The 15,857-nt window shown below is 69.3% G+C and carries 14 protein-coding genes; 8 read left to right on the forward strand and 6 right to left on the reverse strand.

Annotated elements, in window-relative coordinates:
* The 3 genes from IP78_RS12495 to IP78_RS12505 all read left to right on the forward strand — a co-directional run bounded on the left by IP78_RS12495 (nucleotide 1) and on the right by IP78_RS12505 (nucleotide 3,386).
* Nucleotides 1-900, forward strand: a complete 900-nt coding sequence (locus tag IP78_RS12495; protein WP_054112003.1) for an acetyl-CoA carboxylase carboxyltransferase subunit beta — start codon at nucleotides 1-3, stop codon at nucleotides 898-900.
* A 4-nt stretch (nucleotides 901-904) separates the two neighbouring features.
* On the forward strand, nucleotides 905-2,182 hold the full coding sequence (locus tag IP78_RS12500; protein ID WP_054112004.1) for a folylpolyglutamate synthase/dihydrofolate synthase family protein: 1,278 nt from the start codon (nucleotides 905-907) through the stop codon (nucleotides 2,180-2,182).
* Between the two features lie 64 nt (nucleotides 2,183-2,246).
* Nucleotides 2,247-3,386 carry a serine hydrolase gene (locus IP78_RS12505; RefSeq protein WP_054112005.1) on the forward strand — a complete coding sequence of 380 codons (1,140 nt, stop codon included), beginning with the start codon at nucleotides 2,247-2,249 and terminating at the stop codon, nucleotides 3,384-3,386.
* A gap of 1 nt (nucleotide 3,387) precedes the next feature.
* Here the strand turns inward: IP78_RS12505 and IP78_RS12510 are convergent, their stop codons facing one another.
* Nucleotides 3,388-4,563, reverse strand: coding sequence for an acetyl-CoA C-acetyltransferase (locus tag IP78_RS12510; protein WP_054112006.1), 1,176 nt, complete (start codon nucleotides 4,561-4,563; stop codon nucleotides 3,388-3,390).
* A 180-nt stretch (nucleotides 4,564-4,743) separates the two neighbouring features.
* Between IP78_RS12510 and IP78_RS12515 the strand changes: the two genes are divergently transcribed.
* The 3 genes from IP78_RS12515 (at nucleotide 4,744) to IP78_RS12525 (ending at nucleotide 6,537) form a co-directional block, all read left to right on the forward strand.
* Complete coding sequence (locus IP78_RS12515) at nucleotides 4,744-5,454, forward strand: hemolysin III family protein (RefSeq protein WP_054112022.1); 711 nt, start codon at nucleotides 4,744-4,746, stop codon at nucleotides 5,452-5,454.
* 87 nt (nucleotides 5,455-5,541) lie between these two features.
* The gene (phaR, locus tag IP78_RS12520) at nucleotides 5,542-6,171 is read left to right on the forward strand and encodes a polyhydroxyalkanoate synthesis repressor PhaR (RefSeq protein WP_054112007.1); all 630 of its coding nucleotides are present in this window, start codon (nucleotides 5,542-5,544) and stop codon (nucleotides 6,169-6,171) included.
* Between the two features lie 3 nt (nucleotides 6,172-6,174).
* Complete coding sequence (locus IP78_RS12525; RefSeq protein ID WP_054112008.1) at nucleotides 6,175-6,537, forward strand: hypothetical protein; 363 nt, start codon at nucleotides 6,175-6,177, stop codon at nucleotides 6,535-6,537.
* A gap of 275 nt (nucleotides 6,538-6,812) precedes the next feature.
* On the opposite strand, the gene IP78_RS12530 is transcribed toward IP78_RS12525, so the two are convergent.
* The 4 genes from IP78_RS12530 to clpB form a co-directional block, all read right to left on the reverse strand.
* Nucleotides 6,813-7,505 carry a rhomboid family intramembrane serine protease gene (locus tag IP78_RS12530; protein ID WP_054112009.1) on the reverse strand — a complete coding sequence of 231 codons (693 nt, stop codon included), beginning with the start codon at nucleotides 7,503-7,505 and terminating at the stop codon, nucleotides 6,813-6,815.
* Nucleotides 7,506-7,761: 256 nt separating this feature from the next.
* A complete protein-coding gene (locus tag IP78_RS12535; protein ID WP_054112010.1) occupies nucleotides 7,762-8,103 on the reverse strand; it encodes a GIY-YIG nuclease family protein in 342 nt (113 codons plus the stop codon).
* Between the two features lie 235 nt (nucleotides 8,104-8,338).
* Entirely contained in the window at nucleotides 8,339-8,689 is a 351-nt protein-coding gene (locus IP78_RS15320) for a hypothetical protein (protein ID WP_156320399.1), read from the reverse strand.
* Between the two features lies 1 nt (nucleotide 8,690).
* On the reverse strand, nucleotides 8,691-11,276 hold the full coding sequence (clpB, locus tag IP78_RS12540) for an ATP-dependent chaperone ClpB (protein WP_054112011.1): 2,586 nt from the start codon (nucleotides 11,274-11,276) through the stop codon (nucleotides 8,691-8,693).
* A 126-nt stretch (nucleotides 11,277-11,402) separates the two neighbouring features.
* Between clpB and IP78_RS12545 the strand changes: the two genes are divergently transcribed.
* A complete protein-coding gene (locus tag IP78_RS12545; RefSeq protein ID WP_054112012.1) occupies nucleotides 11,403-12,047 on the forward strand; it encodes a LysE family translocator in 645 nt (214 codons plus the stop codon).
* Between the two features lie 53 nt (nucleotides 12,048-12,100).
* Nucleotides 12,101-13,375, forward strand: coding sequence for a hypothetical protein (locus IP78_RS12550; protein ID WP_197272452.1), 1,275 nt, complete (start codon nucleotides 12,101-12,103; stop codon nucleotides 13,373-13,375).
* 7 nt (nucleotides 13,376-13,382) lie between these two features.
* Here the strand turns inward: IP78_RS12550 and IP78_RS12555 are convergent, their stop codons facing one another.
* Complete coding sequence (locus IP78_RS12555; protein ID WP_054112014.1) at nucleotides 13,383-15,638, reverse strand: TonB-dependent receptor domain-containing protein; 2,256 nt, start codon at nucleotides 15,636-15,638, stop codon at nucleotides 13,383-13,385.
* Nucleotides 15,639-15,857: the final 219 nt, after the last annotated feature.

A 15,857-nucleotide genomic window follows, 5' to 3' on the forward strand; every position in this document is an offset into this window, starting at 1 on the left:
ATGGCCGACAAGACCCCTCCCAAACCCCCTCAGGAAAAGCGCGGCGGCTGGCTGAGCCGCTTCGCGCCCGGCGTGCGCAAGATCGTCAGCCGCCGCGACACGCCCGACAATCTGTGGGTCAAGGACCCGGATTCGGGCGACATGCTGTATCGCCCCGACCTGGAGGCCGCCCTGTGGGTGACGCCGTCCGGCCGACACATGCGCATCAATGCGAAGCAGCGTCTGGGTTATACCTTCGACGGCGGCGAATACGAGCCGATCGACACGCCTGATGTCCCCGAGGACCCGCTGAAGTTCTCGGACGGCAAGCCCTATCGCGAGCGCCTGGCGGCGGCGAGGAAGGCCACGGGCCAGAAGGACGCCATGGCCATCGGCTATGGCGAGGTGGGCGGCGCGGAATGCGTGGTCGTGGTCCAGGACTTCACCTTCATGGGCGGGTCACTGGGCATGGCGGCGGGCGAGGCCTTCATCGCGGCGGCGCGAGCGGCGCTGGCGCGGGGCGTGCCCCTGGTGTGCTTCACGGCGGCCGGCGGGGCGCGGATGCAGGAGGGCGCCCTGTCGCTGATGCAGATGGCGCGCACGACGCTGGCGGTTCAGGAGCTGAAGGACGCGCAGTTGCCCTATGTCGTCGTCCTGACCGATCCGACCACGGGCGGGGTGACCGCGTCCTACGCCATGCTCGGCGACGTGCATCTGGCCGAGCCGGGGGCGCTGATCGGCTTCGCCGGCCCGCGCGTGATCGAGACGACCATCCGCGAGAAGCTGCCGCCGGGCTTCCAGCGTTCGGAGTATCTGCAGGAAAAGGGCATGGTCGACCGCGTCGTCGCCCGCGCCGACCTGCCCGAGACGCTGGGCCGCATCCTGTCGATGCTGATGGGCGGGCGGCGCAAGGCGGCCTGAGGCCGTGGACCCCGTTTCCGCCCGGCTGAGGGCGCGCCATCCGCAGAAGATCGATCTGTCGCTGGACCGGATGCGGACGCTGTGCGCCATCCTGGGCGAGCCGCAGCATCGGCTGCCCCCGGTCATCCATGTTGCGGGGACCAACGGCAAGGGCTCGACGGTCGCCTTCCTGAGGGCCATGGCTGAGGCGGCGGGCTTGCGCGTCCACGTCTATACCTCGCCGCATCTGGTGCGGTTCAACGAGCGCATCCGGCTGGCGGGGCGGCTGATCGAGGACGATCAGCTGTCGGCCATCCTGGACCGGATCGAGGCCGTGAAGGGCGTCGAGACCACGGTGTTCGAGAGCACGACGGCCGCCGCCTTCGTGGCCATGAGCGAGACCCCGGCCGACCTGGCTATCGTCGAAGTGGGGCTGGGCGGGACGCTGGATGCGACCAACGTCATCGAGCGGCCGCTGCTGAGCGTCATCACCCCGGTCGACCTGGACCACGCCGACTTCCTGGGGACCGATATCGCCCAGATCGCGGGCGAGAAGGCGGGCATCCTCAAGGCCGGGGCGCGGGGGATCGTGGCCCGCCAGGCGGAAGCCGCGATGGCGGTGATCGAGGCGAAGGCGGCGTCGGTGCATACGCCCCTGACCGTCATGGGTGTGGACTCCGACGCCTGGGCCGAGCGGGGCGGCATGGTGTTCCAGAACGCCGAGCGTTTCCTCGACCTGCCCGCACCGGCGCTGGCGGGGCCGCATCAGGTGGCCAACGCCGGGCTGGCGGCGGCGGTGGCGCTGGAGCTCGATCTGCCGGAGACGGCGATCGCGGAAGGCATAGCGGCGGCGCGCTGGCCCGCGCGGATGCAACGGTTGACGGCCGGGCCCTATGGCGCGACGGCCAGGGCCGCGGACGCCGAGCTGTGGCTGGACGGGGGGCACAATCCGCACGCGGGCCGGGCGCTGGCGGATGCGCTGGCCGAGCGTCAGGCGCGGGCGCCCCGGCCGCTGGCGCTCATCGTCGGCATGCTGGCCAACAAGGATCACGGCGGCTTCTTCGAGGCGCTGAAGGACAGCGGCGCCCACGTCTTCACCGTCGGCTTCGAGGGAACGGCGGCCGATCCCGAGGCGCTGGCGGCCGTCGCGCGCGGCCACGGCCTGGGCGCCCAGAGCGCGCCGTCGGTCGGGGAGGCGCTGGATCGGGCGACCCGGCTCGGCGCCGGGCGGGTCGCGATCTGCGGGTCGCTCTACCTCGCGGGCGAGGTGCTGAGCGCGGACCGGGCGACCTGGCCGGACTGAGGCGTAAAGGACGCTTGACATTTTGCGTTCCCACGGCAGAACCTTCGATACAGGAGGTTCCCGCATGATCCGTCGTTCCCTGCTCGCCATCGCCTGTGCCGTCGGCCTTGTCGCCCCGGCCGCTGCCCAGACCGCTTCGCCGCTGCCGGCCGATCTGCAGGTGCTGTTCTGGCCCGCCGAGCGGCGCGAGCAGGACCTGCGGCGCATGCCCGAGCTGATCCCGCACGCCCGGATCGAGCCGTCGCCCACGCCGCGCCGCTTGCCGGATGGCGAGGCGCTGGACTTCGACTCGAGCGCCTTCATGGAAAGCCAGCGCGTGGCGGGCCTGCTGGTCATTCAGGACGGCCGCGTCCGGATGGAGCGCTATGGACTGGGCCTCACGCCGCAGGACCACTGGGACAGCTTCTCCATGACCAAGTCCCTGACCTCGACCCTGGTCGGGGCGGCGATCGCGGACGGGGCGATCCGCAGCCCCTATGATCTGGTCACCGACTACATCCCCGAGCTGGCGGGCGGGGCCTACGACGGGGTGCAGATCGCCCACGTTCTGACCATGACCTCGGGTGCGCGCTGGAACGAGGACTACGTCGATCCGAACTCCGACGTGGCGCGCTTCTATCTGACGCCGCCGCCGGCCGACATGGACGCGACGGTCGCCTATCTGCGGGCCCTGCCGCGCGCCTATCCGCCGGGCGAGCGGTGGCACTACAACACCGGCGAGACCAATCTGATCGGGGTGCTGGTGGCCCGCGCGACGGGGCGGCCGCTGGCGGAGTATCTGAAGGAGAAGGTCTGGGACCCGGCGGGCATGGAGGGGCCGGCCTTCTGGATGCTGGACGCCCAGGGCAAGGAGGCCGGCGGCTGCTGCGTCTCGGCGAACCTGAGGGACTGGGGCCGGGTCGGGCTGATGGCGCTGGAGCGGGGCGCGGTCCCGGGCGGCCAGATCGCCACGGCGCGCTGGTTCGAGAGCGCCACCTCCCAGATGGTCGACTTCCCGGAGAACGACCGGGGCTATGGCGCCCAGTGGTGGACGCGCGGCGACGGGGCGCAGTTCGAGGCGTCCGGCATCTTCGGCCAGATGATCCACGTCGATCCGGCGCGGAACCTGGTGGTCGTCTTCCTGTCGGCCTGGCCCAGCGCCACCAGCCGCGAACGCTCCGACGAGCGGCAGGCGTTTCTCCGGGAGCTGAAGGCGGCGCTTTAGGTCACGCGCGCTCGACGCACAGGGCCACGCCCATGCCGCCCCCGATGCACAGGGTGGCCAGGCCCTTGGACAGACCCTCGCGCTTCAGCTCGTGAAGCAGGGTGGTCAGGATGCGGGCGCCGGACGCGCCGATCGGGTGGCCGATGGCGATGGCCCCGCCGTTGACGTTGACCTTGGCCGGGTCGAGGTCGAGCTCCTTGAGCACGCACAGGCTCTGGGCGGCGAAGGCCTCGTTGGATTCGACGCGGTCGAGGTCGGCGACGGTCCAGCCGGCCTTCTGAAGCGCCTTCTTCGACGCCGGGATCGGACCCGTCCCCATGACCGCCGGATCGACGCCGGCCGTGGCCGAGGACGCGATACGAGCCAGCGGCTCCAGCCCCCGCGCCCTGGCTTCATCCGCCGTCATCAGGACCAGGGCGGCCGCGCCGTCGTTCAGGCCGGACGCATTGGCGGCTGTCACCGTGCCGTCCCTGGTGAAGGCCGGCTTCAGCTTCTCCATCGAGTCCAGCGTCGCGCCGTGGCGGATGTATTCGTCCTTGTCGACGACCGTGTCGCCCTTCTTGCCGGCGATGACGACGGGCGCGATCTCGGCGTCGAACTTGCCCGCCTTCTGCGCGGCCTCGGCCTTGTGTTGGCTGCCGAGCGCGAAGGCGTCCTGCTCGGCGCGGGTGATCTGCCACTTCTCGGCGATGTTTTCGGCCGTCTGGCCCATGTGATAGCCGTTGAAGGCGTCCCAAAGGCCGTCCTTGATCATGGTGTCGATCAGCTGGAGGTCGCCCATCTTGTGGCCGCTGCGGAGGTGCTGGGCGTGCGGCGCCTGGCTCATGCTCTCCTGACCGCCCGCCACCACGATCTTCGCGTCGCCCAGCGCGATCTGCTGGGCGCCCACGGCGACGGCGCGCAGTCCCGAGCCGCAGATCTGGTTCAGGCTCCAGGCCGGCGTTTCCTTCGGAATGCCTGCGCCGATCGAGGCCTGACGGGCCGGACCCTGTCCCGTAGCCGCCTGCAGCACATGACCGAGGATGACTTCGTCGACGTCGGCCGGATCGACGCCGGCCCGCTCCAGGGCCGCCTTGATCGCGATGCTGCCCAGCGCCGAGGCCGGGAGCGACGACAGGGCCCCCAGGAACGATCCCACGGGCGTGCGGGCGGCGGAGACGATGACGACGTCGGTCATGGGAGGTCCTTGATCGGAGCTTGCTGGGCGGGGAAGCCGTTAGGCCGGCGCTAAGTTTGCGTGGCGTTTCTGCCGCATCTGTCGGCTTTCGTCACCTGCGCCGCCTTCGTTCAGGCCAAAGTCATCCTGTTCGCCCAATATGGAGGGAACGACAGGCAGAACCGCCGGGTTGAAGCGACCATGCTGGAAGCGATCCGAAGCCACGTCCGCCGCCTCTGCACCCCCGATCAGATCGATCTGGAGGAGCATTACCAGTCGCCCGCCGAGCACACCGCCGACCTGGTGGTCCATACCGTGGGCCTGACGCTCGCGGCCGTGGGCGGGATCGTGCTGGCGGTGCTGTCCGCGCTGAACGGCGGGGTGGGCGTGGTGATGGCGACGGCCATCTATGCCCTGTGCCTGGTGGCCATGCTGACGGCGTCGACCGTCTACAACCTGACCCGTCCCTGCGCGGCGCGGCCGGTGCTCCGCCGGTTGGACGAGGCGGCGATCTTCCTGATGATCGCGGGCAGCTACACCCCCTTCACGACTCAGAGGTTCGAGGGCTGGTGGTCGATCGGTTTCACCCTGGTGGTGTGGTTGATCGCGTTTGCGGGCGTCGGGGCCAAGCTGGTCCTGCCCCGCATTTCCGACGCCTTCTGGAGCGGGGTCTATGTGGTGTTCGGCTGGATCGCGGTGATCGCGCTCAAGCCCATGATCGACACGGTCCATCCGATCGCGCTTGGCCTCTTGGTGCTGGGCGGGCTGATCTATACGGCGGGCGTCTTCTTCTTCATCGCCCCCAAGCTGAAGTACCGCCGCGCCATCTGGCACGGCTTCGTCGTGGCCGGCGCGGGCGTACATTGGGCGGCTGTTCTGGTAGGCGTCGTGCTGGCTCCGAACCTGACCTGAAGTTCGCCCCGACACGAAACCGTCATGCCCTCTTTCGCCCGATGCCGCGCTGCGGGATAAGGGCGGCATAACCCCAGGGATGGAACCGTGGCCGATAGCACCCAGCCGAACGGCAAGGCGAAAGACGGCGAGGCCGTCGTCATCAAGAAATACGCCAACCGCCGCCTCTACAACACCGCCAGCTCTGCCTACGTCACGCTGGACGACCTGGCCAAGATGGTACGGGATGGCACCGATTTCGTCGTCTTCGACGCCAAGACCAATGAGGACCTGACCCGCCAGATCCTGACCCAGATCATCTTCGAGGAAGAGAGCCGGGGCCAGGCCCTCTTGCCCGTGCAGTTCCTGCGCCAGCTGATCGGCTTCTACGGCGGCCAGATGGAGGGCGTCCTGCCCAGCTATCTGGAGATGTCCTTGGCCAACTTCGCCCGCCAGCAGGAGACCTTCCGCGAACAGATGACCAAGGCCGTGGGCGTGGTGCCCGGTGCCATGATGGGCGCGGGCATGATGGAGGCCGCCGCCAAGCAGAACATGGCGATGTTCGAGCAGGCGATGAAGATATTCCCGGGTTTCGGCTATGGCCGCGCGCCCGAGGCCTTGGCCGCCGCCGCCTCGCCGTCGGAGGCCAAGGCCGATCCGGCGCTGGACGAGATGCGCCGCCAGATGGACGAGATGCGGGCCCAGATCGAGCGTCTGGCGTCCTCGCGGAGCGCCTAGGCCATGACGCGCGAGGTCGGCCCCATTCCCCCGGTCGGCCCGCGCGATCGCCGCGAGACCGAGCGCCGTACCGCCGCCGACCGGCGCGCGGCGGCCCAGGGCAGACAGGGGGCGGCGTCGGCCTCGACCCTGCCGGTGCGGGTGCAGGAGACGATCGAACCGGCACATCCTGCCGAGGACCATGCTCCGCTGGACCCCGCCGCCGCCTTCGCCGCCCAGCTGATCGGCCAGTCGGGCCAGAAGCGGGGCCTGAAGGGCGGGCCGCCGGTGCTGGATCAGGCCCGCTCGACCTATCTCGGGGCGGAGTATTCCGGCGAGAAGGACCGCCGCCCGCCGGCCGGGGTGGTGAAGAAGACCGAGGTCTGACCACCGCGGAGACTGGCCCGGCGCTTGCAGGGGCGGGGGCGACCGTCCCTTCGTCGTTCGAGCCTCGCCCATGTTCGCCTCATCCGCCCTGTCGGCCGCCGCCCGCGCCTTCGACATCGCCGTGGTCAGCCTGATCTTCGCCGTCCTGCTGTAGGGTCGCGAAAAACAGCGTGCGAATAGTCTGAAATGTCTGAAATCGGGGTTCCTCCAGTCGGATCCCGGGCCGGGATCGGGCGCAGTCTCGCACACGCCTGCGTCAGAACTGGACGCACCCTTCAGAGACGCGGTCCCCACGGCCCCATCGGCGGGGGCGGCGGGCGGCGCGGCAGGAACAGGGGGCCGAGCAGGATCCCGAACAGATAGCCGCCCAGATGCCCCTCCCAGGCGATGCCGCCCTGGGCCCCGGCGGCGGCGGCCAGGCCGTTGATCAGCAGAACGAGGATGGCGTTGGAGATCGCGAAATCGCGCGTGACCCGCAGCGCATGGGGCGACCACAGCGCCTTGTCCGGCCCGCCTTCCGGGTCGATGCGGGCGAGCAGGCCCCACAGGGCGCAGATCGCCCCGGACGCGCCCACCATCGGCAGGGTCTGATCCAGGTTCAGCGCGATGAACAGCCCGGCCGAGGCCAGGCCGCCCAGCATGAAGAACAGCAGATAGCGCACAATCATCGGCGCCCCGCCCCGGCCGCGCTTCATCGCCCGCACCACGATGGGGCTGAAGGTCAGCAGCGCCAGGGTGTTCATGATCAGGTGCGGCAGGCCGGCGTGGCTGACCATGTGGGTCAGGATCGTCTCGTAGCGACCCTCGTTCAGCGCCGGGATCGACAGGGCCCAGGGGATGGGCCCGCCATTGGCGATCTGCCACCCCGCCACGGCGGCGAACAGGGCGCCCAGCAGATAGCCCGGCCAGCCGCCCTCGCCGGCGCGGGGCCGGTCCGTCACGCGACGCAGGGCGGAGGAGTGGGACATGGGCAGGGAGATGGTTGGGGGGTGTGCGGGGCGCCAGAGGTGCGGCGTCGCTTCCGTTTCGACACCCGCGCTCCCCCCCTTTCGTCATTCCGGGTGCCGGGAGCGCAGCGACCAGAGACCCGGAACGGGGCGGCGCGCGAGAGCGCGAAACTGCCACGCGCACGCCCGTTGACGCATTTCGCCTCCGCTCCGCTCCGGCGCCGCCTTGTTCCGGGTCTACGCCTTCGGCTTCGCCCGGAATGACGAAAGAAGGAGGTCAGTCCTCCTCCGGCGGCGGGGTCCAGTTCGGGTCGTTCACCGGATACCAGTCCGTCGCGAGATCGAGCCAGGCGGGATTGACGTCCTCGATCAGCTTGAGCTTCCAGTCGCGCAACCAGCCCTTGATCCGCTTCTCCCGGACAAGCGCGTCGACCACCCACTGATGCCGCTCGAACCAGACCAGCTGGGTGCAGCCCTTGCGCTTGGAGTGGCCTTCGAAGACGCCGGTCTTGTGCTGCCACACTCGCGAATAGAGGTTGGCCGTCATGCCGACATAGGTCGCCCGGTTACGCCCGCTGGCCATGATGTAGGTGGCGATGAAGGTCCGGTGCGTCCCCATGCCGGAACGGTGGCATGGGCGAACGATGTTCGCAATATGTTCTCATGGCCGGGCGGTGAAAACACTTCGTCATTCCGGGCGGAGGCGCTTGCGCCGCAGACCCGGAACCGGGCGGCGCCGGAGCGCAGCGCAGGCGAAATGCGTCCACCAGTGGCGTGTGTGACAGTTTCGCGCTCCCGCGCGCCGCCCTGTTCCGGGTCTCCGCTCCGCTACGCCCGGAATGACGAAAGTGGGTTCAGTCCCGAGAGTATATGAGGATGCCGTGGTCAACGATTGCAGGCCACACCCGCTCATCGAGGTCAGGTTCTGCATACTGAAGGTCGACGGGGACAGTGATGCGCTCCGCCAGCAGCTCGCGCCATCGCGCCGGTCCGCAGATAGCGTATCCAAGCCTTTCTCCGTCGTCCGCCCCTGTCAGCACGTAGCCAACGTCGAGGTCAGGAACGGGTGAAGGGTTGGGCTTTAGCGTGCGTTTGCCGGTCGCCCTTGATCCAAAAATCCAGACACGATGAATCCGGTCTTCGGCAGCCGCCCACTCGCGGATTGCTTCAATCCAACCCGGGTCAGTATCGAAGTGAAGCGACACCTCAATGCACCCGCGCCTTCCCGATCTCCAACCCATCCGTCCCCGCTGACACCGCGATCACGCTGCCGTCGGCGATCTCGCCGGCCAGCAGCTTCTTCGCCATGGGGTCGACCAGCTCCTTCTGGATGACGCGCTTCAGCGGGCGCGCGCCATAGACCGGGTCGTAGCCCTTGTCGGCGAGCCAGGCCGAGGCGCTGTCGTCCAGAGCCAGAGTCAGCCGCCGGTCGGCCATCAGCTTTTCCAGCCGCGCCAGCTGGATGCGGACGATGCCGGCCATCTGGTCGCGGCCCAGGCGCCGGAACAGGATGATCTCGTCGATGCGGTTAAGGAACTCGGGCCGGAAGTGGGCGCGGACAGCCTCCATGACGAAGGGGCGCACGGCCTCGACGTCCTCGCCCTCGCCCTGATCGGCGAGCGCCGCCGAGCCGAGGTTGGAGGTCATGATGATCAGGGTGTTCTTGAAATCGACCACCCGACCCTGACCGTCCGTCAGGCGGCCGTCGTCCAGCACCTGGAGCAGGACGTTGAAGACGTCGGGATGGGCCTTTTCGACCTCGTCGAACAGGACGACCTGATAGGGGCGCCGGCGCACGGCCTCGGTGAGCGCCCCGCCCTCGTCATAGCCGACATAGCCCGGAGGGGCGCCGATCAGGCGGCTGACCGAGTGCTTCTCCATGTACTCGCTCATGTCGATGCGGGTGATGGCCTGGTCGTCGTCGAACAGGAAGGCGGCCAGCGCCTTGGTCAGCTCGGTCTTGCCCACGCCCGTCGGGCCGAGGAACAGGAAGGAGCCGAGCGGGCGGTTGGGGTCGTTCAGGCCGGCGCGCGCCCGGCGCACGGCGTCGGCGACGGCGGCAAGCGCCGCGTCCTGGCCGACCACGCGGCCGCGAAGCGCGTCCTCCATCGACAGCAGCTTCTCGCGCTCGCCCTCCAGCATCTTGTCGACGGGCACGCCGGTCCAGCGGCTGACGACCTGGGCGATCTGTTCGGCGTCGACGACCTCGGGCGTCAGGGAGGCGGCGGCCGCCTCGGCGCTCTCGGCCTCGGCGAGTTGCTTCTCGATCTGGGGGATCTGGCCGTAGGCGATCTCGGACGCGCGGGCGAGGTCGCCGTTCCTCTGGGCGCTGGCCAGCTCGGCGCGCAGGCGGTCCAGAGTCTCCCGCAGCTGGGCGCCTTGGCCGACCTTTTCCTTCTCGGCCTTCCAGCGCCGGGTCAGGTCTTCGGACTCGACCTCCAGATCGCTGATCTCGTCCTCGAGCTTTTCGAGGCGCTGGATCGACGCGGCGTCAGTCTCCTTCTTCAGGGCCTCGCGCTCGATCTTGAGCTGGACCAGGCGGCGGTCGATCTCGTCCAGAGCCTCGGGCTTGGAGTCGACGGCCATGCGCACGCGCGACCCGGCTTCGTCGATCAGGTCGATGGCCTTGTCGGGCAGGAAGCGGTCGGTGATGTAGCGGTTGGACAGGGTCGCGGCGGCGACGATGGCCGAGTCCGAGATGCGCACCCCGTGGTGGACCTCGTACTTCTCCTTGAGGCCCCGCAGGATGGAGACGGTGTCCTCCACCGTCGGCTCCGACACGAAGACGGGCTGGAAGCGGCGGGCGAGAGCGGCGTCCTTCTCGACGTGCTTCCTGTACTCATCGAGCGTCGTGGCGCCGACGCAGTGCAGCTCGCCGCGGGCCAGCGCGGGCTTCAGCAGGTTCGACGCATCCATGGCGCCGTCCGTCTTTCCGGCGCCGACCAGGGTGTGCATCTCGTCGATGAAGAGGATGATCTGGCCCTCGGCGGCCGTGACCTCGCCCAGCACGGCCTTCAGCCGCTCCTCGAACTCGCCGCGATACTTCGCCCCGGCAATCAGGGCGCCCATGTCGAGCGCCATGACGGTCTTGTCCTTCAGGCTCTCGGGCACGTCGCCGTCGACGATGCGCTTGGCCAGGCCCTCGACGATGGCGGTCTTGCCGACGCCGGGTTCGCCGATCAGGACGGGGTTGTTTTTGGTGCGACGGGCGAGGACCTGGATGGTGCGGCGGATCTCCTCGTCGCGGCCGATGACGGGGTCGATCTTCTGGTCGCGCGCCGCCTGGGTCAGGTCGCGGGCGTAGCGTTTCAGGGCGTCATAGGCGTCCTCGGCCCCGGCGGAGTCGGCGGTCTTGCCCTTGCGGATGTCGGCCACGGCGGCGTCCAGTTTGTCGGCGGTGACGCCGGCGGCTTTCAGGGCGTCGCCGGCGGGGCCGCCCTCGCGCGCGATGGCCGACAGGATGCGTTCGGTCGTGACGAAGGCGTCGCCGGACTTCTTGGCGGCTTCTTCCGCCTTGGCGAAGACCCGGGCGGTCGAGCCGTCGAGATACAGCTGGCTGGTGGCGGATTCGACCTGGGGGCGCTTCTTCAGCATAGCCTCGGCGGCGTCGGCCGCCTTCGCAGGGTCGCCGCCGGCCGAGGTGATCAGGTTGCGGGCGAGGCCGTCGCGTTCTTCCAGCAGTACTTTCAGCAGGTGCTCGGGCGCGAACTGCTGGTGCTTTCGGGCGAGCGCGAGGGTCTGGGCCGACTGGACGGCCTGTTTGGCGCGGTCGGAGTAGAGGTCGAGATTCATGGCTGTCCCCTGAGGCGACGATGGTGGACCGGCGCCCTCGAAGGAGCAACGCCGCTTGACCGGTCACTTGGGTGTGGCGATCGAGCCACACAAGAGGTCCGGGCGCGGAGGGTCTAGGGTGGCGCCATGCCGCACGCCCTCTGGCCCGTCGATCCGTCCGTCGTCCTGCCGTTTCTGGTGGGCGTGGCGCTGGTCGAACTGACGCCGGGGCCGAACATGGGCTGGCTGGCGCTCGTTTCGATGGGGCAGGGGCGGCTGGCAGGGTTTGCAGCGGTCGCGGGCGTGACCCTGGGGCTGACGGTGTGGATGGTGCTGGCGGCGGTTGGGCTGACGTCGGTGCTGCTGGCGTTTCCGGCGCTGTATCAGGCGGTGCGCTGGGCGGGGGTGCTGTTTCTGCTTTGGCTGGCGTGGGAGGCCTGGGCCGGGGCGGGCAAGGTGGCCGAGGACGTCGGGCGCGATCCGGAGAAGCTGCGCGGCCTGTTCCTGCGGGGCCTGATGGGTAATCTGCTGAACCCCAAGGCGGCGGTCTTCTATGTGGCGCTCTTGCCGACCTTCATCCGGCCCGACCACGCCTCTCCGATGGCGCAGGCCCTGACGCTGGGGAGCCTGCATCTGATCGTCAGCGTGGTGATCCACGGCGCGATCGTGCTGGGCGCGGCGGCGGCCGGGGCGGTGGTCATGCGCCGGCTGCGCGGCCTGTGGGCCGGTCGGGCGATGGCGGCGGGGATCGCCGCCGTCGCCGTCTGGATGGCCTGGGCAACGCGGGGTTGAAAGGGGCATGCGGCTTGCGCGGGCGCGGCTGAACCCGTGTCAGGAGCCTGTCCGTGTCCCGATTTGAAACGCGCCCCGCGCCGTCCGTCCTGCTGGTCGGCGATGCGCGGATGGCCTTTCCGGTGGCCAAGGCGCTCGATCGGGCGGGGGTCCGGGTCTTCGCGGGCGTCTCGGTCTCCAGCAACTATCTGGAATGGTCGCGGCATCTGGCGGGGTCGTTCCGGCATCCGCCGCTGGAGCCCGGCACCGACGAGGCCCTGCCGGTGATCCTGGACTGGCTGGACCATAGGGGCGGGGTGACCGCGATCCAGCCGGTCAGCGAGGCGGGCTCGCGACTGATGTCGCGGCATCGGTCGGCGTTTCAGGCGCGCGGGCGGCTGATCATGCCGGATGCCGTCACCGTCGCAGCCTGCATGGACAAGACCGGGCTGTTTCGTCTGTGCGAGCGGCTGGACGTGGCCCTGGCCCCCTTCCGCCGGGTGGCGAGCCTGGCCGAGGCGCGAGGGGCCGCCCGGGCGCTGGGCTTTCCGGTGATCGTCAAGCCCTCGGTGGTGGACGCCGAACTGTTCGGGCGAAAGGCCCTGATCGTGCCGGATGAGCCGACGCTGGCCGCCCGGATGCCCGCCTGGCCGGAGATCCATCCCGAGCTGATCGTCCAGCGATACGTCACCGGACCGCGCCACAGCGTCATCTTCAGCGCCGACCGGGGCCGTCTTCTGGGGGCTGTCGAGATCCGCGCGGCGCGCACGCACGAGCATGACGGCACGGGCTATACGACCTATGGCGTCACGGTCCGACCGACGCCGCGCGTGCGCGAAGGCGTCGAGCGGCTGGTCGAGGCGCTGGATTACTCCTCCACCGGATGCGCCCAGTTCGTGGTCTGTCCCCGTAGCGGAGACCTGACCTTCATGGAGATCAATCCGCGCGTCAGCCTGGCGCGGATCGCCGAGCACGCCGGCCTGCGGCACAGCGTCTGGGGGCTGGAGCTGGCTCTGGGCCGGCGGGTCGAGGGCTGGGCCGATCCCTGGTCGGCGCGGACGGGGGTGCGCTACGTCTGGACCAAGGGCGACCTGAACCTGCTGATGAAGCGGGTCGGCGACGGCGTCGTTGGGCCGGGCGAGGCGGCGCGCAAGCTGGTTGAGATCGGCGTCGATGCCGCGACCTGTATTCACGCCATCTTCGACCCGCTGGACCCCGCGCCCGCGCTCGGGGTCTACGCCAACCGCTGGATCAAGCGGTATCGCGACCATCCGGAATATGATCCGGCCTGGGCGCGCGACCGGTTCCCCGAGGCCTTCGCGGCGGTGGACGCTCGCCGCGCGGCCTGAAACGGGATCAGCCTCCGGCGGGGCCGGTCGAGAAGTCGAACTGCTCGGGCTGGCGGCGCTGGCCGTTGCCCAGGGTCCAGCTGAGGCCGATGTAGAAGGCGGTCAGGTTGATGTCCTGATTGAACTCCTCGCGGAAAGCGGGGGTTTCGAACACCGTGTCGTTGTTGAACGTTCCGAGCACGTCGCGGCCGGTGAAGTTGAACGACAGATTATCCGTCAACTTGCGCCGATAGCCGATGTTCAGCATGCCGCCGGCCTCGCGGGTGCCTTGCGCCAGCAGCTGCTCGCCCTGCCAGAAACCCGAGACCTGGATGAAGTCTTCCGTCGTCGGCTGCCAGGTCAGGTTCAGGCGGCCGCTGGCGAAGGTGCCCTCACGGTTGCCGCCGCCGGGGATGCCGGTCGAATCGATCTCCTGACGGAAGACGTTCACCGCGCCGCTGTAACGCAGGGTCGAGGTCAGGGGGCCGTTGGCGGTGAACTCCATGCCCGTGTCGCGGCGCGAGCCGAGGTTCTCGGGCCGGGTCAGGAGCACGCCGCCGCCGATGTCGCGCGCGACCTGGGTGAAGGCACCGTCGGTGTCCCTCAGATAGGCGGTGGCCATGTAGAAGGTCTGGCCCTGGCGCATCTGCCACATGACCTCGAAGGCGTCGGTCTCCTGGGGCTCCAGGTCCGGATTGCCGGAGCTCAGGTTCAGCGGATCCTGGAAGGCGACGAAGGGGTTCAACTGCTGCGGCTGGGGCCGGGCGATGCGGCGCGAATAGCTGCCGCGCAGGGTCTGGGTCTCCGACAGCTTGTACTGCAGGTGAGCCGTCGGATAGGCCTTGAAGTAGTCCTGCTCCGCCGTCGCGCCGCCGGTCAGGTCGGTGATCTCGATGTCGGCCTGCTCGAGACGCAGACCCAGCTGGGCCGAGAACTGCTCGGTCAGCGGCCGTTCCCAGGTGGCGTACCAGGCGTGGACCGTCTGCTCGGCCTCGAAGCGATTGGAGAACCCCGGCACGACCGCGAGACCGGCCTCGGACGGGCCGCGCGAGAAGACGAAGTCCTGTTCCGGTCGCTGGATGTTGAGCTCATAGCCCAGGCGCAGCTGTCCGCCCTCGGCGAAGGGCCGGGTGTAGGCGCTGGTCAGGCCGATCGTGGTCTGGTCCGAGTCCTGCGCGGTCCGCTCATAGAGGTCGGGCCCGACCGGCAGGGCGAAGCGCGAGAGGTTCAGGCCGCTGGTCTCGTTCCCGTTCTGATCATAGCGCAACTCGTTGGACCATTCGTGACCCGCGTCGTCGAAGCGGTGCAGCAGGCGGGCGGTGGCGCCCCAGTTCACGAAATCGAAGTCGACCGATCCGTCGCGGCGATACCGGCTGGTCGGCGTGCCCGCGGCGTTGCGGGTCTCGAACAGGCCGACGATGTCACCCTCGCCCGAAAAGGCGACGCCGCGCAGTTCGCCGGTCAGCTGGGTCTTGTCGGTCAGGCGGTATTCGGCGGTGACGCGGCCGAAAGCCCCGCTCTGGTCGTTCTCGACTTCCTGATCGGTAGTGGTGGTCGAGATCAGGGCGCCGGTGGTCGGGTTCAGTTGCTCGCGGATGCGCTCGAAGGAAACGCTGACGGGATCGGCGCGATAGCTGATGTCGCCCGACAGGGTCAGGCGATCTTCCTGGATGGAGCCTGAGGCCCCCGCGTTCCAGCGGCCGTCGTCGCCGACGTTGACGCGGATCGAGCCGGTGGTCTGGCGGCCGGGACGCGGCGCCGTGGACTTGGTGATCAGGTTGATGACGCCGCCGGACCCCTCCGGGCTGTAGGCAGCGGACGGATTGGTCATGACCTCGATGCGGGCGTACTGGTCGGCGGGCAGCTGCTGGATGGCCTGGCCGCGTCCGGCCCCGGACAGGATGCCCGAGGGGCGACCGTCGACGAGGATGGTGACGTTGGAATCGCCACGCAGGGAGACGTTGCCTTCAGGGTCGACATCGACGGAGGGGACATTCCTCAGCGCGTCGGCGAGACTGCCGGTCGTGGCCTGGAGGTCGTTGGCCAGGCTGTAGCTGACCGAGTCGATGGAGGTGCGGACATCCTCGCGGCGGCCGGTGACGACCACATCGGTGACGGCGTCGGTCTGGGCCTCGGGCTCTTCCTGCTCCTGGGCAGGCGGAGTCTGGGCCGGCGGCGTCTGCTGTGTCGACGGGGTCGGTGCGGGGGCTGTCTGGGCCAGGACCGGCGTGCCGATGGCGGCCACGGCGGCGCCCGCCATCAGGATGGATTTCAGTCGAATCATGGCTCGGCCCCCGTCGGCGCACCCTGCGCCGGTCTCTCGCGCCGCATATCAAGCTTGCTTGACGCGCCCTAGTTACTTCGCCGTCATGATTTTCGTCGTGATTTCATATTGTTACCGGCGCGCAATGTTCGTGGCTGAAACGCGGCGGCCGGATGCGGTGGCTGGCGCGGGTGGACCGGCGGCGCTAGCGTCACGGGCGTGACCGACCGGAGCCCGCCA

It is taken from the genome of Brevundimonas sp. AAP58, assembly GCF_001295975.1.
Taxonomy (GTDB): Bacteria; Pseudomonadota; Alphaproteobacteria; order Caulobacterales; family Caulobacteraceae; genus Brevundimonas.

Excerpts from the sequence above, each read along its gene's own strand:
- IP78_RS12495 (WP_054112003.1), top strand. The coding sequence starts at position 1 with ATGGCCGACAAGACCCCTCCCAAACCCCCTCAGGAAAAGCGCGGCGGC.
- IP78_RS12505 (WP_054112005.1), top strand. The coding sequence starts at position 2,247 with ATGATCCGTCGTTCCCTGCTCGCCATCGCCTGTGCCGTCGGCCTTGTC.
- IP78_RS12510 (WP_054112006.1), bottom strand. The coding sequence starts at position 4,563 with ATGACCGACGTCGTCATCGTCTCCGCCGCCCGCACGCCCGTGGGATCG.
- IP78_RS12515 (WP_054112022.1), top strand. The coding sequence starts at position 4,744 with ATGCTGGAAGCGATCCGAAGCCACGTCCGCCGCCTCTGCACCCCCGAT.
- IP78_RS12525 (WP_054112008.1), top strand. The coding sequence starts at position 6,175 with ATGACGCGCGAGGTCGGCCCCATTCCCCCGGTCGGCCCGCGCGATCGC.
- IP78_RS12530 (WP_054112009.1), bottom strand. The coding sequence starts at position 7,505 with ATGTCCCACTCCTCCGCCCTGCGTCGCGTGACGGACCGGCCCCGCGCC.
- IP78_RS12535 (WP_054112010.1), bottom strand. The coding sequence starts at position 8,103 with ATGGGGACGCACCGGACCTTCATCGCCACCTACATCATGGCCAGCGGG.
- clpB (WP_054112011.1), bottom strand. The coding sequence starts at position 11,276 with ATGAATCTCGACCTCTACTCCGACCGCGCCAAACAGGCCGTCCAGTCG.
- IP78_RS12545 (WP_054112012.1), top strand. The coding sequence starts at position 11,403 with ATGCCGCACGCCCTCTGGCCCGTCGATCCGTCCGTCGTCCTGCCGTTT.
- IP78_RS12555 (WP_054112014.1), bottom strand. The coding sequence starts at position 15,638 with ATGATTCGACTGAAATCCATCCTGATGGCGGGCGCCGCCGTGGCCGCC.